General features: G+C 61.6%; 18 protein-coding genes and 1 pseudogene. 8 read left to right on the top strand and 11 right to left on the bottom strand.

The genetic code is table 11. From position 1 onward, the window contains the following. Positions 1-18 precede the first annotated feature (18 nt). Together MHI61_RS27880 and MHI61_RS27875 are read left to right on the top strand one after the other, a co-directional pair. A pseudogene (locus MHI61_RS27880) lies at positions 19-767 on the top strand (SDR family oxidoreductase). Then, positions 760-1,509 carry an SDR family oxidoreductase gene (locus tag MHI61_RS27875; RefSeq protein ID WP_239793221.1) on the top strand — a complete coding sequence of 250 codons (750 nt, stop codon included), beginning with the start codon at positions 760-762 and terminating at the stop codon, positions 1,507-1,509. Before MHI61_RS27880 ends, MHI61_RS27875 begins: the two are co-directional and overlap by 8 nt. Here the strand turns inward: MHI61_RS27875 and MHI61_RS27870 are convergent. The 3 genes from MHI61_RS27870 to groES all read right to left on the bottom strand — a co-directional run bounded on the left by MHI61_RS27870 (position 1,490) and on the right by groES (position 3,805). After that, positions 1,490-1,747, bottom strand: a complete 258-nt coding sequence (locus MHI61_RS27870) for a hypothetical protein (RefSeq protein WP_239793220.1) — start codon at positions 1,745-1,747, stop codon at positions 1,490-1,492. The two genes, MHI61_RS27875 and MHI61_RS27870, sit on opposite strands and share 20 nt — an antisense overlap. Before the next feature lie 67 nt (positions 1,748-1,814). After that, on the bottom strand, positions 1,815-3,443 hold the full coding sequence (groL, locus tag MHI61_RS27865) for a chaperonin GroEL (protein WP_239793219.1): 1,629 nt from the start codon (positions 3,441-3,443) through the stop codon (positions 1,815-1,817). Between the two features lie 47 nt (positions 3,444-3,490). Further along, entirely contained in the window at positions 3,491-3,805 is a 315-nt protein-coding gene (gene groES, locus MHI61_RS27860; protein WP_010029452.1) for a co-chaperone GroES, read from the bottom strand. Positions 3,806-4,192: 387 nt separating this feature from the next. Between groES and MHI61_RS27855 the strand changes: the two genes are divergently transcribed. From MHI61_RS27855 to MHI61_RS27840, 4 genes are all read left to right on the top strand, one after another. Next, positions 4,193-4,483, top strand: a complete 291-nt coding sequence (locus MHI61_RS27855; protein WP_010032737.1) for a hypothetical protein — start codon at positions 4,193-4,195, stop codon at positions 4,481-4,483. An 83-nt stretch (positions 4,484-4,566) separates the two neighbouring features. Then, positions 4,567-4,923, top strand: a complete 357-nt coding sequence (locus MHI61_RS27850; protein WP_239793218.1) for a hypothetical protein — start codon at positions 4,567-4,569, stop codon at positions 4,921-4,923. 58 nt (positions 4,924-4,981) lie between these two features. Further along, positions 4,982-5,308, top strand: coding sequence for a DUF2934 domain-containing protein (locus tag MHI61_RS27845; protein ID WP_239793217.1), 327 nt, complete (start codon positions 4,982-4,984; stop codon positions 5,306-5,308). Between the two features lie 5 nt (positions 5,309-5,313). Further along, positions 5,314-5,733, top strand: a complete 420-nt coding sequence (locus MHI61_RS27840; RefSeq protein ID WP_239793216.1) for a metal-dependent phosphohydrolase — start codon at positions 5,314-5,316, stop codon at positions 5,731-5,733. A 55-nt stretch (positions 5,734-5,788) separates the two neighbouring features. Here the strand turns inward: MHI61_RS27840 and MHI61_RS27835 are convergent, their stop codons facing one another. Further along, positions 5,789-6,892 carry a flavodoxin family protein gene (locus MHI61_RS27835; protein WP_239793215.1) on the bottom strand — a complete coding sequence of 368 codons (1,104 nt, stop codon included), beginning with the start codon at positions 6,890-6,892 and terminating at the stop codon, positions 5,789-5,791. Between the two features lie 279 nt (positions 6,893-7,171). Between MHI61_RS27835 and MHI61_RS27830 the strand changes: the two genes are divergently transcribed. Next, entirely contained in the window at positions 7,172-9,511 is a 2,340-nt protein-coding gene (locus tag MHI61_RS27830) for a PAS-domain containing protein (protein WP_239793396.1), read from the top strand. 50 nt (positions 9,512-9,561) lie between these two features. On the opposite strand, the gene MHI61_RS27825 is transcribed toward MHI61_RS27830, so the two are convergent. From MHI61_RS27825 to MHI61_RS27795, 7 genes are all read right to left on the bottom strand, one after another. After that, on the bottom strand, positions 9,562-11,412 hold the full coding sequence (locus tag MHI61_RS27825; protein ID WP_239793214.1) for a DUF2264 domain-containing protein: 1,851 nt from the start codon (positions 11,410-11,412) through the stop codon (positions 9,562-9,564). Positions 11,413-11,488: 76 nt separating this feature from the next. Further along, positions 11,489-12,763 carry a sugar ABC transporter substrate-binding protein gene (locus MHI61_RS27820; protein ID WP_239793213.1) on the bottom strand — a complete coding sequence of 425 codons (1,275 nt, stop codon included), beginning with the start codon at positions 12,761-12,763 and terminating at the stop codon, positions 11,489-11,491. Between the two features lie 35 nt (positions 12,764-12,798). After that, positions 12,799-13,512, bottom strand: coding sequence for a YesL family protein (locus MHI61_RS27815; protein ID WP_239793212.1), 714 nt, complete (start codon positions 13,510-13,512; stop codon positions 12,799-12,801). 18 nt (positions 13,513-13,530) lie between these two features. Beyond that, the gene (ugpC, locus tag MHI61_RS27810) at positions 13,531-14,640 is read right to left on the bottom strand and encodes a sn-glycerol-3-phosphate ABC transporter ATP-binding protein UgpC (protein ID WP_239793211.1); all 1,110 of its coding nucleotides are present in this window, start codon (positions 14,638-14,640) and stop codon (positions 13,531-13,533) included. A 15-nt stretch (positions 14,641-14,655) separates the two neighbouring features. Beyond that, positions 14,656-15,828, bottom strand: coding sequence for a glycoside hydrolase family 88 protein (locus MHI61_RS27805; protein WP_239793210.1), 1,173 nt, complete (start codon positions 15,826-15,828; stop codon positions 14,656-14,658). Between the two features lie 4 nt (positions 15,829-15,832). After that, on the bottom strand, positions 15,833-16,669 hold the full coding sequence (locus tag MHI61_RS27800) for a carbohydrate ABC transporter permease (protein WP_239793209.1): 837 nt from the start codon (positions 16,667-16,669) through the stop codon (positions 15,833-15,835). After that, positions 16,666-17,622 carry a sugar ABC transporter permease gene (locus MHI61_RS27795; RefSeq protein WP_010029740.1) on the bottom strand — a complete coding sequence of 319 codons (957 nt, stop codon included), beginning with the start codon at positions 17,620-17,622 and terminating at the stop codon, positions 16,666-16,668. The genes MHI61_RS27800 and MHI61_RS27795 overlap by 4 nt, the downstream gene beginning before the upstream one ends. Positions 17,623-17,869: 247 nt before the next feature. Here MHI61_RS27795 and MHI61_RS27790 point away from each other — a divergent pair, with 247 nt between their 5' ends. Then, positions 17,870-19,663, top strand: coding sequence for a heparinase II/III family protein (locus tag MHI61_RS27790; RefSeq protein WP_239793208.1), 1,794 nt, complete (start codon positions 17,870-17,872; stop codon positions 19,661-19,663). The last annotated feature ends 20 nt before the right edge of the window (positions 19,664-19,683 follow it).

The raw sequence follows: 19,683 nt of genomic DNA, 5'->3' as shown, positions 1-19,683 counted from the left end.
AAACAACGAGGTGGAACTTTGAAGAACCAGACCGCAATCATCGTCGGCGGCGCTTCCGGGCTCGGATTGACGACGGCGAAGCTCATGATCACACATGGGGCGACCCGGATCGGGCTCATCGATCGCAACGAGGAACTGCTCGGTTCCTCGGCTGCGGCGCTGCGCGCGCTTGGCGCCGAGGTCGCAACGGCCATTGCCGATATTTCCAGGGCAGAAACGGCGCATCGCGGGTTTAACGAGATCGCCGGCAAACTCGGCCGCATCCACGTGCTCGTCAACAGCGCTGCCATCTATCCCCGGCGGCCTATCCTTGAGATCACCGACGAGGAGTGGGATCTCGAAAATGCGATCAACGTCAAGGGTACCTATCATATGATGGTCGCCGCCGTCCTTCATATGCGCCAGCACGTGAACGCACCTGAGGTGACAGGGCGGATCGTTAACGTGACCTCGGTCGATGCTTTCAAGGCCCACCCCAAAACGCCCATTATGCCGCAACCAAGGCGGCCGTCGTCAGCCTGACGAAATCCTTTGCCCAGGAATGCGCCAAGGATCAGATCCTTGTCAATTCCGTGGCGCCCGCCGGTTTTGCGACGGACCGGGCAAAGGAACTCGGATTCCTGCCGGAGTTGGCCAAGGCCAGCGCGCTCGGCCGTGCGGCGGAGCCGGTCGAGATGGCGGAATGGATCGTCATGATGGCGTCGAGCCGCAACACCTATGCCACCGGCGAAAACGTCGTCGTCAGCGGAGGTTACATCTATGTCTGAGCCGCTGCCCTATCGGGTCGCCGTGGTCACGGGTGCGACGAGCGGCATCGGCCGCGCCACCGTCGGCAGGTTGCGCGACATGGGGCTGACGGTCTATGCCGTCGGCCGAATCGCCGAGGCACTGGCTGAACTGGTCCAGGAGAGCGGAGCCAAGCCGATCCAGGCCGATGTTCGCGATACCGCTGAAATCGTGCGGCAGCTTGATGGCGTTGATGTCGACATCCTGATCAACAATGCCGGCATTCTCTCGACGCGGGCGACTTTCGCCGAGATCGAACCCTCCGAGATCGATGCGATGATCGACGTCAATCTCAAGGCGCCGATGCATCTGACCCGCGCCTTTCTGCCTGGAATGGTCGAACGAAAGCGTGGCCACCTCCTCTATATCGGTTCAAGCGGCGGCCAGGCGCCATATCCGAACATGGCCGCCTATGGCGCTTCGAAGGCCGGACTCAGCCTGTTCTGCGACAATCTGCGCTGCGATCTGCTGGGAAGCTCGGTGCGCGTGACGGAGGTCGTGCCGGGCCGCGTCCAGACGGACCTCTATCGAACCGCAATGGCGGGCAACCAGGCGCGGACGCTGCTCTATGACGGCTACCGCCCGATCCAACCGACTCACATCGCCTCGATCATCGCCAACGCCATCGAGCTTCCCGTCTTCGTTGACGTTTCCAGGATAGAAGTCTTCCCGACCGACCAGGCGACCGGCGGCGGTACCATGATCAAATTCCCCGAGCAGTAGGCGGGCGTTCGCTCGCTTCGAAGAGGCCGCGGGCCGCCTCGACCATCGACTGCAGGTGGTTGGGGTCGCGCACGCCCTGTCGGTAGAGCTCGATGATGATGCTCGCCATTCGTTCGGCTTCGGCGCTGTCCCTTGCTATCGCGTAGTCGGCGCTGAGCTTGTCGAAGACCTGCTGGCAGGTTGCCAGATCGCGGGAGTCCAGCGGCACCTGCGATCGGTTTGTGATCGTTTGAACCATCTTAATTCCCTCGGAAAACAGCCCGCCCGGACATCATCCTGTCGGGGCGGGCCGGCGACCTTTCGTCTCAGAAATCCATGCCGGGGCCGCCCGGCATTGCCGGAGGGGCATCCTTCTTCGGCTTCTCGGCGATCATGGCTTCCGTCGTCACGAGAAGACCGGCGATGGATGCCGCGTCCTGAAGCGCGGTGCGAACGACCTTGGCCGGATCAATGACGCCCTGCGCATAGAGGTCGCCATATTCACCCGTCTGGGCGTTCCAGCCATAAGAGAAGTCGGTCTTTTCGCGCAGCTTGCCGACGACTACCGAGCCCTCCGCGCCGGCGTTCTCGGCGATCTGGCGAGCCGGCGCCTCAAGTGCGCGGCGAACGATGTCGACCCCGACGCGCTGGTCGGCATTGGCGGTCTGGACTTTTTCAAGCGCCTTGACGGCGCGCAGCAGGGCCACACCGCCGCCCGGCAGGATGCCTTCCTCGACCGCCGCGCGGGTTGCGTGAAGCGCGTCGTCGACACGGTCCTTCTTTTCCTTGACTTCGACTTCGGTCGAGCCGCCGACGCGGATGACGGCAACGCCGCCGGCGAGCTTGGCAAGGCGTTCCTGCAGCTTCTCGCGGTCGTAGTCGGAGGTGGTTTCTTCGATCTGGGCCTTGATCTGGGCAATGCGGCCTTCGATGTCGGACTTGGCGCCCGAACCGTCGACGATCGTGGTGTTTTCCTTCTCGACCGACACTTTCTTGGCGCGGCCGAGCATGTCGAGTGTCACGGATTCGAGCTTGATGCCCAGGTCCTCGGAGATGACGGTGCCGGCAGTGAGCACGGCGATGTCTTCAAGCATGGCCTTGCGGCGGTCGCCGAAGCCGGGGGCCTTGACGGCAGCGATCTTCAGGCCGCCGCGCAGCTTGTTGACGACGAGCGTTGCAAGGGCTTCGCCTTCGACGTCTTCAGCGATGATGAGGAGCGGCTTGCCGGACTGGACGACGGCTTCGAGAACCGGGAGCATCGACTGCAGGTTCGAGAGCTTCTTCTCGTGGATCAGGATATAGGGATCCTCGAACTCGACCCGCATCTTGTCGGCATTGGTGACGAAATAGGGGCTGAGGTAGCCGCGGTCGAACTGCATGCCTTCGACGACTTCGAGTTCGGTTTCGGCGGTCTTGGCTTCTTCAACCGTGATGACACCGTCATTGCCGACCTTTTCCATCGCCTCCGCCAGGAAGCGGCCGATTTCAGCATCGCCATTGGCGGAGATCGTGCCGACCTGGGCGATCTCGGAATTGTTGGAGATATTGCGGGCGTTGGCCTTCAGTTCCGCGACGATGGCGACGACGGCGAGATCGATGCCGCGCTTCAGGTCCATCGGGTTCATGCCTGAGGTAACGGCCTTGGCGCCCTCCTTGACGATGGCCTGGGCGAGGACCGTCGCAGTCGTGGTGCCGTCGCCGGCGATGTCGCTGGTCTTCGAAGCGACTTCGCGGACCATCTGGGCGCCCATGTTCTCGAACTTGTCTTCGAGTTCGATTTCCTTGGCGACCGAAACGCCGTCCTTGGTGATGCGCGGCGCGCCGAAGGACTTGTCGATCACGACGTTACGGCCCTTCGGGCCAAGGGTCACCTTCACGGCGTTGGCCAGGATGTCGACGCCGCGCAACAGCTTCTCGCGGGCTTCGACGTTGAATTTGACTTCTTTAGCAGCCATGTCCTCACTCCTTCATAGGCAGCTAGCATTGACCACGTCCTGAGGGTTCAGGCGGCCTGCTTTCCTTCGCTCTGGGCTTCGATGATACCCATCACGTCGCTTTCCTTCATGATCAACAGGTCCTCGCCGTTGATCTTGATTTCCGTGCCGGACCACTTGCCGAACAGGACGCGATCGCCGACCTTGACGTCGAGCGCCTGAATCTGGCCGGCATCGTTGCGGGCGCCGGGACCGACGGCAATGACCTCGCCTTCCTGCGGCTTTTCCTTGGCGGTGTCGGGAATGATGATGCCGCCCTTGGTCTTTTCCTCGGAATCGACGCGGCGGACGAGAATGCGGTCATGAAGCGGTCGGAACGACATGTCTTCCTCCATCGACAAACAATGATGACGTTGTTCGCCAGACCGGACCGGATGACGAGGTCCGGGTGGGTGCAAGGTCGCGCGCCTTGCGGGATTGATCTGGTTCGATGGTTTTTCGATTTCAAGGGGCGGCGCAGAAAAATTAGCACTCGCTGCTGGCGACTGCTAATGGCCCCGCGGGGAACAGAAGACCGGCTCCTGCGTTCGAACTAATGACGATGGTCGTCCCCTCGTCTTGAAGACGAGTTCAAAACTGTGCTCCGGCTTGAATCCGGATTTCGGCGTTCCTAGCTCTCAGGCGATCGAGGCTCGATGAGCTCGATCACCGTCACACGTTCTTTTAGGCCCACGTTCTTTTAGGCCCACGTTCTTTTAGGAGTGAGTGACATGGAAGAGAAGACCAATATAATCAAAGACCTCACTATCGAGGAACGCGAGGAAATCTTCGTCGACATCGCTCGTACGCTGGAGGATACGGCGCGCGAGGCCCTCGTCGAGGGCAATATGCACTTTGCTGTACTGTCGAACAACATGGCCGAAGCGATCCGCGTCAACGCCGACGAACTCGCCCGGGACGATCCCGAGAATGCCGAGCGCGTATTGCTCCAGGCGACGGCGATGATCTCGCAGTTCGAGGCCGTGCACCCTTATCGCATGGTAAGCATGGCCGTTCACTGATTGACCCGCTCAAATCAATCGCCGGCGTGCGGAACTCTCACAGCTGGCGAAGGTTAATGGATCACAGCATCGAGAGGTGATCCATGACGACTTCGAAAACCAACACACCACCCGAAAGCGGAACCGACGACGCGCGTTCCTTCGACACGCAACGGGCCGAGGTCGATCGCCAGAATGCATCGGACGCAGTCCGGCGCAATGCGAGTTCGACATCGGATCGCGACAGCGGCACCGAAACGCCAAGCCTGAAACTCGCGAAAGAGTATCTGAGCCTCGGCGGGCGCCGCCGGTCCAAGATCGACGACAACATCACCACTGTTCGCCAATGGGAGGTGGATCCGCCGGCGGCCGAACGCTTCTGGCAGGAGCGGGTGGAGACGCTTTCAAAGGCTGAGCGCAAGCAGGTGGAGGATTTTCTTCCCACCATCAACACGCCTTGAAACACGGCCGCTCGAGGCGAAACCAAACTGCGAGGTCTGGTCGGACCTGGAGAAGATCATGGCCACAGACAAACACGAACAGATACGCCGGCGGGCCTACGAAATCTGGGAGGCCGAAGGCCGCCCTGAAGGGGCGGACCTGCGTCATTGGATGCAAGCCTGCGACGAGCTGGCTGGCGAGGACGAGGATGAGACGCTGCAGGACCTGCTCGATCAAGACGACAGGGACGACGCGGCGCTGCTTCAAGGCGCCGGGGAAAGCGGCGATCGCGATCGGCCACACCCCGGATTTGGTCAAGGTGCCGGGGCGACGCCGCCCGATATCGAGATAACCACGGGGGAGAAACCTTCGCGGCAGAAGATCAGAGAGACCGAAGGACCGTAATCGTCATGCAGCATCTCGACCACGCCATGCAGATCGCCATGGAGGCACATGACGGCCAGACGGACAAAACCGGACGGCCCTTCTTCGAGCACTGTCAGCGGGTCGCGCTTCTCGTGCCGGGCGACGAGGCGCGAACCGTCGCCTACCTTCACGACGTCGCCGAAAAAGGCAATGGCTGGACGCTCGACAGGCTGAAAGAGGAAGGCTTCCCGTCGGCGATCATCTCTGCGGTGGATGCATTGACCCGGCGGCCCGACGAGCCGGACGAGGAATTCGTCAGGCGTGCGGCAGCAAACTCGCTCGCTTTGCCTGTCAAATGGGCCGATCTCGAAGACAATCTGCGCCAGGCCGAACAGGCCGGCAAAGACAAGCAAAAATATCAAAGCGGCCTGGATCTGCTACGCGATATCGAGAACGGACAATAGTGTTCCCTTCCGGTGGCCGCAGCGAAGGTCCGGCCAGCAAGAGGCGTTCGTGTCGCTATTTCTGACGCGGCTGCCGCAAGCCGGCGCCGGTAGCGATCTGGCGGCCTTGGCGCCTGGCGGCAGCGGCTTCGTATAGCGTTCGCGCCGCATTGCGGATTTCCTCCTGCATCGCCTGGTCTTTCTCGTATGCCGCATGGCTTGTCGCGTAGGGTTCCCAGTAACCGATGTAACGGTCGATTTCCGCAAGTGGGCCGGCTGGTATAAGATCCATCGATCTCAGCCAGTCCGAAAGGTTCCTGCGGACACCTTCGGCACCTTCCGTGTCACCATGAACGATGACGGAAAACAGGCGGCCTTCCAGATGGCGGGGATAGGGCCATCCGTGCATCTCCAGCTGTTTTGCCTGGTCGGCATGTTTCCCATGGGTGCTCGTCGGATCCGGGTTGCCGCCGTCGGCACAGACAAGCCGGTCGATCATCAGCTTCAGGGATGACGGCGCCTGATACCAGTGCACCGGCGTGACGATCATGATGCCGTGCGCCTCGACCCACATCGGATAGATCTCGTTCATCCAGTCATGGATCTGTCCGAGCGAATAGTTGGGATAACAGGAACAGGGCCAGTGACAGAGAGCCGCCGCCGTGGAGAAGCAGGCTTTGCACGGATGGATCTGCCGGCCGTATTCCGAGGCGAGCCGGCTCAAGTCGAGGATCTCGATCTTCACATGGCGCTGCTGTTCCAGCACCTCCCTGGCGATATCGACCATGCGGTAGCTCTTGGAAATCTCGCCCGGGCAGGTGTGTTCGCTGCGCGTCGAGCCGTTGACGAGAAGCAGACGGGTCGGCCCGTTCGGATCGTCATGCCGCTTTTGCGCGTCACGGATGGCATCGCGGGCCGCCAGCCAGTCTTCAGCCAGATCATAATCGGGATCGGCGAAGCCGGGGCCGGCCTTGCGGGTCTTCGGGCTTTTTCGCGAATTTGCGTAGGCTTCCCAGGCTGCCGAGGCGAGTCGCGCAAGCTCTTCCTGCAATTTGCCGTAGGCCGGATCCTGAAATTGATTGAGAAAGCGCCGCTTGAATTCATGCTCGTCGAGCCGCGGGCTGGGACTGCCCTTGCGCGGTTCGAGATCGGAGGCTGAAGTGGCAACATTGGCTGGCATTGGGACCTCCTGAAGCCGGTGCTTTGCTGAACGCACCGGCAGATACTGTGTTCCCGTCATGCCACCGATGGGCCGATGCAAGCGCAGCGTCGAGCGCTAAACTCTTCCGGAATTTCAAGAAGTAGCCGCCACCCACTAACCATTTCCTGACCATGAAACAGGCCACGATGGCATGCCGACCAGCGGTAAGTCGCTTATTAACTCATACGACCTATAGTCGCGGCCACTTGGGCGAACGGGGGAGTGGTCTTGTCCGACGAGCTGCACATGATCTCTGCAATGGGTGGTGCGTTGACGGGCCTGCCCGGACTTGGCGATTGCCTTGATCAACACGATATCGTGCTCAGCGTTCACCTCGATCGAGATGAGTTTCACGAATGCGTCGCCAAGCGGCCGTTACCCAACCTTATCCTGCTCGACGCCCTGTCGTCGGAGGGACGCCATCTCGAAGACTGCCGGCGTCTCAAGGAAAACGCCGTAACGCGTGATATCCCTGTGATTATACTGGTCTCGCCGCAGGACGAGCAAAGCAAGATTGCGGGGTTTGCCGCCGGTGCGGTGGATTGTGTCTCCAACCGCGTGGCCGCCGCCGAGCTCGTCGCCCGCATCAAGCGACATATCGAGCTCGGCGCGGCGCAGGCGCGACTGCAGCGGCGCAACGAGCAACTCGACACCGCGCTTGCCAGCATGGGACAGGGCGTGTGCCTGTTTGACGAGGCCGGCCGGCTGCTTCTTTCGAACAATCGTTATGCTGAGGTTTACGGACTCGATCCCGCCGTCATCCATCCGGGGCAGTCCCTGGAAGACATCCTGAATCTGAGACATGAGGTCGGTGCCGTTCCCGCCACTTCGACGTCGGACTATCTCGCCTGGGCCGAAGCGACCAATATCGGTGACGTGCCCCAGGATTGGATCAAGGAACTCAAATCCGGCCGGATCATCCGCGGCTATCATCAGCGGACGCCGGGAGGCGGCTGGGTATCGACCCATGAGGATATCACACAGGCCTGGTTCGCGGAAAAAGCCCTTGCAGAGGCGCACGCCCAGGCAGAACGCGCCGAGCAGGAGGCGCGGGCGGCGCATGCCCGGCTTCTGGCAGCCTTCGAAGTCGTCCCGGAAGGCCTCGTCCTGTTCGACGCCGAAGACCGCTTCGTCCTGTGGAACCGACGATACGAACAGCTTTACGCCGAAAGCGGCGATATGCTTGTCAAAGGGATGCGCTTCAAAGACCGCCTGCGTGCAGGCCTCGAACGCGGCCAGTATCCGGAGGCGGTCGGGCGCGAAGAGGAATGGCTTGAGGAGCGGCTGGCCCATCATGCCGAGCCCACCAGCAAACACGAGCAGCGTCTGCCCGGAAACCGGTGGATCCGGATCGAGGAACGCCGGATCTCCGAAGGGGGCAGCGTCGGCATCCGAGTCGATATCACCGATCTCAAGATGCAGGAGGCGTCGTTCAGGCTGCTGTTCGAAGGCAATCCGATGCCGATGTGGGTGTATGACCGCGATACCCTGAAGTTCCTCCATGTCAACCAGGCTGCCATCGATCACTATGGCTATCGTCTGGAGCAGTTCCTGACCATGACGCTGCGTGACATCCAGGCGCCGCAGGACGCCGGACGGGCCACGTCTGCCGTCTTCGATGCCGAGGATCCAGCCGCCACGACCTGCTCCTCCCGCCACCTCAAGGCAGATGGCGGCGCCATTGAAGTCACCGTCTATTCCACCTGCTTGAACTACAAGGGCAAGGCGGCATCGCTGATGGCCGTCGCCGACGTCACCGAGGCCAAGCGTGCCGAAAAGGCATTGCTGCAGCACCGCGATACGCTGGAAGAGATGGTGCGCTCCCGCACCGTCGAACTGGCGCGGCAGGCGGAAGAACTCGAACGCATGCTCGAACAGGAAAAGCAGATCAACGAGTTGCAGCGCCAGTTCGTCTCGATGGCCTCGCATGAGTTCCGCACCCCGCTGGCGGTGATCGACGGCGCAGCGCAGCGGCTCATTCGCCGCAAGGAGGCGGCGACGCCGGAATTCCTTGCCGAAAAGGCCGACCAGATCCGCAGCTCGGTTTCCCGTATGCTCGAACTGATGGAAAGCATTCTTGCCGCCGGGCGGTTGGATCATGGCCGGATCACCATCATACCCAAGCCGTGCTCAATTGCCGAAATCATCGAAACCTGCAGTGCGCGTCAGGAAAGCATCCGGCGATCCCATCGCTTTCTGCTCGAACTCGACCGGATTCCTCAGACCATTTATGGTGATCGCCCCGCGCTCGATCAGGTCTTCAGCAACCTGTTCTCAAATGCCGTGAAATACGCGCCGGATTCTCCCAATGTTCACGTCACAGGGTGGCAGGAAGGAGAAAGCGTCTGCATCACTGTGCGCGACGAAGGCATCGGCATCGACGCCGACGACCTCCCGAAGATGTTCCAGCGTTATTTCCGCGCCAGAAGCTCCACAGGCATTGCCGGCACCGGCATCGGCCTCAATCTCGTCAAACAGATCATCGAGCTTCATGGTGGAACGATCGAGGTGACGAGCAGCCGCGGGAATGGCACGACGTTCACCCTCCGGCTTCCCATCGGCGCGGAGGTGTACGATGAGTTGCGTGCGGCGGGCTAAAGCGCGTCGAGATCATTCAGATTCGCTCCTCGCGCTTCAGGTATACAATCCTAAAGCTTCAGGGCGAATGCCGGCACGCGCACGCCGTTTTCACGGAAGTGCCGCTCCAGCTCGGTAGTGTCCGGACTAGCCGGCGGGTTGCTCAGCGCCTCGGCCCAGTTCTCGCGGCTGGGCAGGGCCATCGCCGCGGTGACGAGCACGGTGGTTCCCGGGCCGAGTTCGCCGCGCAGCTGCGGCAGCAGGGTTTTGGCGTGGATGAGGTTGGTGTTGGGGATCGGGCTCATCGTGTGGCCGGCCCTCGGACGGGATGACAGATCCACGATGGCGCTGACATCCGTTTGTCCGTAACAGACTGCCCGACCTTCCGCCTGTTCGGATCGATCGGCATTAAAATCGGCACGTTCGATCGCAAAGCCGCCTTCGATGGTGCTCAGCGCCCGCGGTGTGGTTATGCGGTGAATGCGGATGTGCCAGGGGTTTGCGGGGATGAGCCATGTCTCGATGCTGACGTCCTGCCAGGGGCGCCAGCGCGAATAGAGCCGGTCGCCCGCTATCAGCGCTTCTTCGAGGGTTTCGCGCATGCGGAAATGAACGCCGTCGTCGGAGAGGCCGAGCATGCCGTCGAAGCTGGCGGCGGCAAAGTTCCGGTCGTCGGCCTCGATGTTGAAGGCATAGCGGGTGGAGTAGGCGAATTTCGAATATTTCTCGTTTGCACCGCGCATCTTGTCGTGCTGCTGGCCGGAGGAGAGCACGACGACATTTCCCGGCGTATGCATGGCGACCATGCCGGCCGGCTTCAAAGCCACCGGCTCTGAGAATTCCGGCTGCGGCGCCTCTTCGGCGGCCCAGAAGGGGTGATCGTGAGGAAGGGCGAGCGGCAGGAAGAATTTCAGCGCCCAATAGGGCGAGCCGGGAGAGTTATAGCTCTCGCTCATCAGAAGGTTCGGGTAGCCGTAGCCGATGGAGAGAACGCCATCGCGATCGGCGATCGGCAGCGCCGACCACCAGCGGATATGGCGCATGTAATAGCCCTTGATCTCAGCCCAGGGCAGCGCCTCGACGCCGGCAAAGGCGAGCGCACCCCAGAAGCCGCCGGCGGCGAAGCGGTAGGTCTGGCTGCGGCCGAAGGCAAGGGCTGCGCCATCCGGGCCGAACCAGTGGCGGATATCCGCGGCGAAGGTCCTGGCGCGATCGCGGAAGCGGTCCCTGCGCGCCTCGTCGCCGCGCGCCAGCACGGCGTAGATCAGGCCATAGAAATGCATGGCGAAGGGGATGTAGTGATCGACCCGCCGGACCGGCCCGTCGCGATACCAGCCGTCGCCGAGATCGAAAGCTTCCAGTTCGTCGAGATAGGTGACGGTTTTGCTTTGGTCGAACGCCACACCGACACGCTCCAGCCCGAGATCGATGAGGACGCGGAAGAATTTCCAGTTGTTGTCGATAAATTCCAGGTTCCGCGCGGCGACAAGATAGGCGGAGACCGTCTTCTTCTCGTTGTCAGCAAGCGGCTCCCAGATATGTTCGGGCACCAGCGCCAGCGCAAAGCCGACGGCGGCAAGCTCGACCAGCCGCTGGTTGCGATCGGCGAGATCACCCCAATATTCGGGATGATCGGGATTGGTGCCGTTTGCGAGCCCCTGCCGATAGAGATCCCAATGCGGGAAATGACCGCCGCCTGCAGCAAGAGGAACGATGCCCCAGAGCGGCCGCGCAAATCCTTCCAGATCCGCCGCCGCCCGGTCGAAGATCGCGCCGGCAGCACCGAGGCGCACACGTGCGCCGCCTTCGGAGAAATAGGGCAGGAGCGGTTTGAAGAGGTCGATGACGGCCTTGGCCAGATCGTCGCGTGTCGTCAGCGGATTGCCGGAAAGCGGGTTGGCCTTGGTAGGATCGTAGATCATCGTCAACTCGGAATTTCGTAAAAACAAATTCGGCCGCGGGCCGATGTTGACCCGCGGCCGCCGATATCTTGTGAGACTACTTGATGGCTTTCACGCCTTCAGTCATTTCTTTCAGACCGTCATCGACGGAGGTGTTGTCGGTCATGATCGCGTCGTGGGCGCGGTTGAGCACCACCTCGATCTTCGCGGCGTTCGGATTGACGGCCATTTCCAGGTAGGCTTTGGCCGGTATCAGCGCTTCCTTGCTGGCCTCATCCTGCGGGAAACCGGGCGTCGACGCGATCTTTGCGCTGACATCGGCGGTCTTCAGCGCCGGGAAGGTACCGGTCGAGGCGATGACGGCCGCGCCCTCCGGGCCGGTGACGAACTTGATGAAATCGAGCGCGGCATCCTTGTGGGCGGAATTGGCGTTGACCGCCAGCCCCGAGATCTGCGCAGCTGTCGTGCCGGCGGCCACACCGTCGGGATGCGGGAACTTCACGATGCCCCAGTTCTTGCTCTTCGATTCACCCGACTTGACCTTGGCGATCTGGGTGCCGACGAACCAGGTGCCCATCGGCAGCATGCCGATCGTGCCGTTGAAGAAGAGCGCCGAATAATGCGTATTCGATGTCTTCAGGAAGGCGTAGGAGGGGATGGCGCCATCCTTCTGCAGGGTGAGCGCGCGCTCGTACCAGGGCTTCAGGAAGGTGTAGTCGCCATCAACAAGCGTGTGTTTTCCGTCGAGGATGCCGGGCAGCTGGACGGTTGAGCGCCAGGTATGCAGCAGCGCGCCATAGGTTTTGTTGGTGCCCATGCCGCCCGCAAGCTTTTCGGCCGTTTCGTCGAACTGCGCCCAGGTCATGTCGTTGGTGGGGTAGGGGACGCCTACCTTGTCGAAAATGTCCTTGTTGTAATAGACGATCCAGAAGTCGGAGCGGAACGGCAGCGAATAGATCTTGCCGTCGACGGTCAGCTCTTCGATCAGGCCGCCATAGGGTGCCGGATCGATCTTCTGATCTTTCACGAAGCCGCTGAGATCGGCGATGTTGCCGGCGCGCACGAGATTGGTATAGCCCGGCACGTCCTTGATGGTGACGATGTCGATATCTTTCGAGCCGCCGGTCAGCTGCGTCGAAATCATCTGCTGGTAGTCCTGCGAGCCGAGATCCATCGGCTCGAACTTCACGTTCGGATGCTTGGCCTGATAGGCCTCGATCAGCGGCTTGTAATAGGCGGTCTTGTCCCAGTCCCACAAAGCCCATTTCAACGTCACGGCGTCTTGAGCAAGCGCTGCGCCGGCCGTCGTCGCGGCCAGAGTGAAACCTGCCACGGCAAGTTTCACCGTCCTCCCGAATTTGTCCAAATACATTCCTGTTCTCCTTCCCTGGATCGTCTCTGGATCAGTTATTTTATGAAGTGTCGGCGCGGCCGCATTGCCTCTGGCAGGTCCAGAACCAACACCACTGCCCGATGGACGCCGAATGCGACGGCGAACATTCCGAGTGAAAAATTGAAGGTCGCCGGCATGAACACGGAAACCGGATAGAAGAGGATGTGCGCCAGCCACAGCGTGGCGTTGATCGCGAGCGCGGCAAGCGCGGGGAGTGGGCGGGCGATGGAGGCGAGCGCGGCGAGGCGAAGGAGCCGCAGCGCCGGCAAGTCGCGCATCACCATCAAGACGATGAGATGGCAGGCGAGCACGGCAAGGAAGGCGGTCGCGACGAGCGCGATCGCCAGCGGTGCGGCGAGCATCAGATTGCCGCGCGCCCCGGCGCCATAGGTGGCAATCGCATGGACGCCTATCGCAAGCGCGCCTGCCAAGGCCAGGCCCCAGGCGGTGGCGCGCCAGAAATATTGCCGGAATGCTTCCAAGAATTCCCTGAGCAGATAGGTGTTGCGATCTTCGACGAAGGCGACCGAGACGCGGGCCATGGCGGCGAGTGCTGCCGGGAGCGTCACCACGAAGAGCGAGGCCAGGATGAACAGGATGTTGAGCTTGACCATCTCCCACCATTCGCGGGCGAGGATATCGGCGAACAAGGCAAGGCCGGTCTTCGCAGGCGCATCCTTCGGAATGCCCGGCCCTTCTTTCGTCCACATGTCCCGCAACCACTGCATGGCCGTCTCCCCAGGCGCTCAGTAGAGAATCGATCGTTCGGTTTCCTTGTCGAACAGCTGCGCATTGCTCATGTCGGCGACAAGCGTCGCCTCCTCGCCGATATCGGGCCGGAAGCGCGGCGATACGCGCGCGATGAGATTGCGCCCGCCAGCCACCATGTTCAGATGCACTTCCGAGCCCATCGGTTCGGCAAGTTCCACCACCGCCTTCACAGGGGCCAGGTTCTCGGCCGGAATGTCGGCCGGCGGCAGTTCGTGGAAGTTTTCCGGGCGGATGCCGAGCACCAGCTCGCGGCCCTCGTAGGGAGCGATCCTGCTCTTGTCGAAATGATCAGGCAGCGGCAACTCGCGGCCATCGAAGACGGCGACATAGCGCCCGGCCCGGCGCTGGATGATCGAGGGCAGCATGTTCATCTGGGGCGCGCCGATGAAGCCGGCGACGAACATGTTGACGGGGCGGTCGTAGAGGTTCTGCGGCGTGTCGACCTGCTGGATATGGCCGTCCTTCATGACGACGATGCGGTCGGCCATCGTCATGGCTTCCACCTGGTCGTGGGTGACGTAGATGAAGGTGGCATTGAGGCGCTTGTGCAGCTTGGTGATTTCCGAGCGCATCGTCCCGCGAAGCTTGGCGTCGAGATTGGACAGCGGCTCGTCGAGCAGGAAGACGGCCGGGTTGCGCACCATGGCGCGGCCGAGCGCGACGCGCTGGCGCTGACCGCCCGAAAGCGCTTTCGGCTTGCGGTTCAGGAGATGGGTGATGTCGAGGATCTTGGCGGCGTCCTGCACCTGCTTGTCGATGAAATCGCGCGACACTTTGCGCAGCTGCAGGCCGAAGGCCATGTTCTTGTAGACGGTCATATGCGGGTAAAGTGCGTAGTTCTGGAAGACCATGGCGATATCCCGGTCCTTGGAGGGGACGTCGTTCATGACGTCGCCGCCGATCCGGAGCTCGCCGCCGGAGATCTCCTCGAGCCCGGCGATCATCCTGAGCGTCGTCGATTTGCCGCAGCCCGAGGGGCCGACCAGGATGATGAATTCCTTATCGGCGATTTCGAGGTCGATATCGTGGACGACGGTGAGCGCGCCGTAGGTCTTGTTCAGGTCTTTAAGCGAAATGCTGGCCATCGGGTTCTCCTGACGTCACCAATAGGAAGACCAGCGGCGCGAAAGGCGCGTCAAAGCTTCCATGTAATAATAATCTCCCCAGGAGACGCACTCATCGACGCCCTCGCCACGGCAGGTGTTGAAGGGCGATTTCTTCGAATAGGTGGCGTGCAGCACCAGGCCGTTGGAGACTGCGGGATCCTTGACCGCATAGTGATCGGCAAGGCTCTTCACCATGCGCCGCGCCAGCATGCGGTAGCGCTCGGCGGCTTCGGCGCCGACGAGATCGGCCATTTCAAGCAGGCCGCAGGCGGTGATGGAGGCGGACGAGCTGTCGCGCGGCTCGCCGTCGCCATCGGAAAAGACGAGATCCCAATAGGGCACCATGTCGGCCGGCAGCCGGTTGAGATAGAAGCCAAGCAGCCGATCGAAGGTCCGGCGGTATTCCTCGATCCGCTCGTAGCGGTAGGAGAGCGCCATGCCTGCGATGCCCCAGGCCTGCCCGCGCGCCCAGAAACTGTCGTCCCGGTAGCCCTGCTTGGTGGCGCCGCGCACCGGCGCGCCGGTGGCCGGGTCCATGTAGAAAGTGTGATAGGTGGAATCGTCCGGCCGCACCGAATGGGCGAGCGTCGTGCGAGCGTGCGTGAGCGCGATCTCGCGATATTTCGGGTCGCCCGTCTCGCGGCTGGCCCAATAGAGAAGTGGCAGGTTCAACAGGCAATCGATGATGTAGCGGTATTCCTCCGCCTTGCCCTTGTGGCCCCAGGCCTGGATGAACTGGCCGATCGGCTGGAAGCGTTCGATCAGCTGGTCTGCGGCGAGGATCGCCGCCTTGCGGCCGTCCTCGTCGCCGACGAGTTTCCAGGCGGCGATGCAGGAGGGCGAATAGAGAAAGCCCATATCGTGGTGGTCGGTCTCGATGCGGTTGACGATCCGATGCAGGAAGGACTGGACCTGGATCTGCGCGGCATGCCGGAAAATAGGATCGCCGCTGTGCTCGAAGGCGAGCCATAGCTCGCCCGGCCAGAAGCCGGCCGTCCATTGGTCGTTGGCAACAGCGGGATAAAAGTTGTTGACGCTCGAATGGTTCTGCGCGGCGTAGGTGAATGTGGGAAGATTGCGCCTGACCTGCGCGACGGCGAGATCGAGCGCGGCGTTTACTTCCTTGTCGGTGATCGGCTGCGGGGCGACTGTTGAAACGGCATTCATGGCTTTAACCCTTCAGTCCCGTCGAGGCGATGCCCTCGACAAAGAAGCGCTGCAGAGCGAGGAAGACGATGAGAACGGGAACGAGGGCGACGACGGAGGCCGCCATGATCAGCCCATATTCGGCCGAATACTGCGAGATGAACATGCGCAGGCCGATCTGGACGGTCTTCAGCTCTGTCTTGGTGAGATAGATCATTGGCCCGAGGAAATCGTTCCACGTGCTGACAAAGGTAAAGATCGTCAGTGTCGAGAGGGCGGGCTTCGAGAGCGGCAGCATGATGCGCGCCCAGATATGATATTCGTTCATGCCGTCGATGCGTGCCGCCTCGCAGAGCTCGGTCGGGATCGACATGTAGAATTGCCGCATCAGGAAAACGCCGAAGGCGGTGAAGGCCTGCAGGCAGATCAGCGCCAGATGCGTGTTGTTGAGGCCGAATTCGCGCATCAGCAGGAATTGCGGCACCATATAGACCTGCCAGGGCATGGCGATGGTGGCGATATAGCCGAGGAACAGCGTGTTCTTATAGGGGAAATTGAGCTTGGCGAAGGCGTAGGCGGCAAAGCTCGACGTCAGAAGCTGCAGCAGCGTGACGATGATCGTCAGCTTCGAGGTGTTGTAGATGAAGAGCGCAAGCGGGATCTTCGTCCAGATATCGACGTAGTTCTGCCATTGCGGCTGCGACGGTATCCATTCGATCGGGAAGGCGAACACGTCGCGGCTGAGCTTCAGCGATGCCGAGAGCATCCAAGCGAAGGGCATCAGCATGACAACCGTCACCGTGATGACGATCGCATAGAGGAGGACTGTTTTGACGGTGATCTTGCGTCCGGCGATCCTCATGCCTCGTCCTCCCTCTGGCGGCGGAACTGGAAGACCGTGACCGCGAGCACGAGGAAGAACAGCACCAGCGAAATCATGCTGGAATAGCCGAGATCCCAGGAGATGAAGGCTTCGTTATAGATGTGGTAGACGAGGACGAGCGTCGAAGTGCCGGGTCCGCCCTGGGTGATCATGAAGATCTGGTCGAACACCTTGAAGGACTGGATCGTCAGCATGACGGTGACGAAAAAGGTCGTCGGCCCGAGCTGCGGCACGGTGACGTGGATGAACTTCTGCCAGGAATTGGCGCCGTCGAGATCGGCAGCCTCATAGAGTTCGGAATTGATCCCCTGCAGGCCGGCCAGGTAGATGACCATGTAATAGCCCATGTTCTTCCAGATGCCGAACAGGATCACCGTCACCATCGCCCAATGTCGGTCGGCCGCCCATCCCGGCATGTTCTTGGGGTCAAGGCCGAGCGTGTAGAGGATCATGTTCACCGGCCCCATCTCGGGGTTGAAGATCATATTCCAGACGACGGCGACGGCGACCAGCGAGGCGACATAGGGGAAGAACATCGCCGTGCGGAAGAAATTGCGCCCGGCGATCTTCTGGTTGAGGAGGACGGCGAGGCCGAGCGCGCAGAGCAGCGTCGCCGGCACCGAGGCGACCGTATAGATGATGGTGTTCCAGAAGGCCGCGACGAAGGCCTTGTCGTCGAACAGCCGCCAGAAATTGTCCAGTCCGGCGAATGTGATCGCATTCGAGCCGTCCCAATGCATGAAGGCGAGCGCGAAGGCGAAGAGGATCGGGCCGAGCGTGAAGACGGCGAAGCCGATGAAATTCGGCGCGATGAAGGAATAGGCGACCAGCGCGCTGCGGATCTTGCGCTGGCGCTTGGACAGAACCGCGACCTTCCGGCGTGGAGTTGCCGGGGCGCCATCCGTCGCGATGACCGAATTCGATATGGACACCGATGCTCCTCCTGGTCGGCATTCTGCAGTTGGCGGCTTCCGGGCTTCTCTAGCCTAAATCCAGAGCCGTTCGGGCGGATGGGTGCCGCCTGTTCTTCCTCCTGCCAAGGACATAGCACATCTCCGGTATTGGTCAAACAAGTTCTGAATAGATCATACAAATTTTATGGCAAGTGCCGGAAACATATGATAGGTGGGGGGGTGAAGGCCAGGCGCCCGTCGATACTTTTCCAGTGCGGGGAGGGACATGTTCAGCGAGATTTCAGGCGCGTTGCCGGACATCCTCGGCGATTTCACGCCGGGAGCCGTCTACTCCGATCGCGAGAGATGGAAAGCGGTGCCGCAGGCCGTGCGGGACGTGGTCGTCCGCGACGCCGAGGCCGCGCTTGCGCGCGCATGGTCTTTGATCACGGCCTCGGATTACCGGGAATATACGGCGACCGGCAATCGTTCGCGTTTCGAGGAGCTTTATTTCACCCGGCGGCGGATGCTCAACGATCTGGTGCTGGGTGAACTCGTCGAAGGGAGCGGGCGGTTCCTGCCCAGGATTGTCGACGGCGTCTTCCTGATCGCGGAGGAAAGCGGCTGGCAGCTTCCGGCGCACAATGCCTATGGGCGCGGCGGCCCGCGTCTGCCGCTGCCTGATACTTCGCAGCCGGTCGTCGATCTCTTCGCCGCCGAAACGTCAGCCCTTCTGGCAACGATCGTCGCCTTGCTCGGCGATGCGCTCGACGGCATCAGCCCGGAGATTGCGGCGCGTGTGAAACGCGAGATCGAGGCCCGCATCCTGACGCCCTATCTCAGCCGGCATTTCTGGTGGATGGGCAGCGGCGACGGGCGGATGAACAACTGGACCGCCTGGATAACCCAGAACATCCTGTTGACCACCTTCTCGCTGAAGACCGATCAGCCGACGCGCCACGCCGTCATCGAAAGGGCGCTCGGCAGTCTCGACGCCTTCCTGAAGGACTATGCCGAGGACGGCGCCTGCGAGGAAGGCGTGGTCTATTACCGCCACGCCGCTCTCTGCCTGCACGGCGCGCTGACCGTGCTCGATAGCGTCGCGCCCGGCCTGTTCGACGGGATCTGGCGGCAGCCGAAGATCCGCAACATGGCCGAATATATCGCTCATATGCATGTGGCCGGCCGCCATTATTTCAACTTCGCGGATTCCTCCGCAGTGGTCGAACCCTGCAGCGCGCGCGAATATCTGTTCGGCAAGGCGGTCGGCTCCGAAATGCTGGCGGCCTTCGCCGCGGCCGACCGGGCGGACGCCGAGAGCCCGCACCTGCCGGGGGAATGGAACCTCTGGTATCGCGTGCAGGAACTGCTGACCGTGCCGGCAATCCCGAAGATCGAGCCGAATGCCGCGTCCGGGCGGGATATCTTCTATCCCGGCATCGGCCTGTTCGTCGCGCGCGACGAGCAGTTTTCGCTGGCGGTCAAGGGCGGCAACAATGGCGAGGGCCACAATCACAACGATGTCGGCAGCGTGACGCTCTACAAGAACGGACGTCCGTTCCTGATCGATGTCGGCGTCGAGACCTATACGGCCAAGACCTTCTCGCCGCGGCGTTACGAGATCTGGACGATGCAGTCGGCCTATCACAACGTGCCGACTTTCTCAGGTGTCATGCAGTCCGCCGGCGAAGCCTTCGGCGCAAAGGATGTCGAGGTCGAATTCGCCGAGGCGAGCGCGCGCATATCCCTCGATATCGCAGGCGCCTATCCCGAGGAAGCGGAGCTGCGGAGCTATCGACGCGTGGTCTCCCTGCATCGGGACCGGGACGTGGAGATCGTCGATACCCATGACGGCGACCGGCCGGTGGTGCTGTCGCTGATGACGTGCCTCGCGCCTGTTATCACCGAGAGCAGGATCGATCTACCCGATCTCGGCAGCATTTTTGTCGACGGCGCCGGCGAAATCGAAATCGACGAGATCGAGGTGAATGATGCCAGGCTGAGATCGGCCTGGCCCGAGAAGCTCTACCGGCTGCGTCTGCCGCTCGCCGGGAAGCGACTGAAATTGCAGATAAATTAAAAAGTTAGAGCATGATGTTG

It is taken from the genome of Rhizobium sp. K102 (assembly GCF_022385315.1).
In the GTDB taxonomy this organism is placed as follows: domain Bacteria; phylum Pseudomonadota; class Alphaproteobacteria; order Rhizobiales; family Rhizobiaceae; genus Rhizobium; species Rhizobium croatiense.
Note: the sequence above shows the minus strand (reverse complement) of the source record. Positions and strands in the feature narration are given on the sequence as shown.

Coding starts and splice junctions, on each gene's coding strand:
- MHI61_RS27790 (WP_239793208.1), top strand. CDS start 17,870: ATGTTCAGCGAGATTTCAGGCGCGTTGCCGGACATCCTCGGCGATTTC.
- MHI61_RS27805 (WP_239793210.1), bottom strand. CDS start 15,828: ATGAATGCCGTTTCAACAGTCGCCCCGCAGCCGATCACCGACAAGGAA.
- ugpC (WP_239793211.1), bottom strand. CDS start 14,640: ATGGCCAGCATTTCGCTTAAAGACCTGAACAAGACCTACGGCGCGCTC.
- MHI61_RS27815 (WP_239793212.1), bottom strand. CDS start 13,512: ATGCAGTGGTTGCGGGACATGTGGACGAAAGAAGGGCCGGGCATTCCG.
- MHI61_RS27850 (WP_239793218.1), top strand. CDS start 4,567: ATGACGACTTCGAAAACCAACACACCACCCGAAAGCGGAACCGACGAC.
- groES (WP_010029452.1), bottom strand. CDS start 3,805: ATGTCGTTCCGACCGCTTCATGACCGCATTCTCGTCCGCCGCGTCGAT.
- MHI61_RS27845 (WP_239793217.1), top strand. CDS start 4,982: ATGGCCACAGACAAACACGAACAGATACGCCGGCGGGCCTACGAAATC.
- MHI61_RS27875 (WP_239793221.1), top strand. CDS start 760: ATGTCTGAGCCGCTGCCCTATCGGGTCGCCGTGGTCACGGGTGCGACG.
- MHI61_RS27855 (WP_010032737.1), top strand. CDS start 4,193: ATGGAAGAGAAGACCAATATAATCAAAGACCTCACTATCGAGGAACGC.
- MHI61_RS27840 (WP_239793216.1), top strand. CDS start 5,314: ATGCAGCATCTCGACCACGCCATGCAGATCGCCATGGAGGCACATGAC.
- MHI61_RS27870 (WP_239793220.1), bottom strand. CDS start 1,747: ATGGTTCAAACGATCACAAACCGATCGCAGGTGCCGCTGGACTCCCGC.
- MHI61_RS27800 (WP_239793209.1), bottom strand. CDS start 16,669: ATGAGGATCGCCGGACGCAAGATCACCGTCAAAACAGTCCTCCTCTAT.
- groL (WP_239793219.1), bottom strand. CDS start 3,443: ATGGCTGCTAAAGAAGTCAAATTCAACGTCGAAGCCCGCGAGAAGCTG.
- MHI61_RS27835 (WP_239793215.1), bottom strand. CDS start 6,892: ATGCCAGCCAATGTTGCCACTTCAGCCTCCGATCTCGAACCGCGCAAG.
- MHI61_RS27830 (WP_239793396.1), top strand. CDS start 7,172: ATGGGTGGTGCGTTGACGGGCCTGCCCGGACTTGGCGATTGCCTTGAT.
- MHI61_RS27825 (WP_239793214.1), bottom strand. CDS start 11,412: ATGATCTACGATCCTACCAAGGCCAACCCGCTTTCCGGCAATCCGCTG.
- MHI61_RS27820 (WP_239793213.1), bottom strand. CDS start 12,763: ATGTATTTGGACAAATTCGGGAGGACGGTGAAACTTGCCGTGGCAGGT.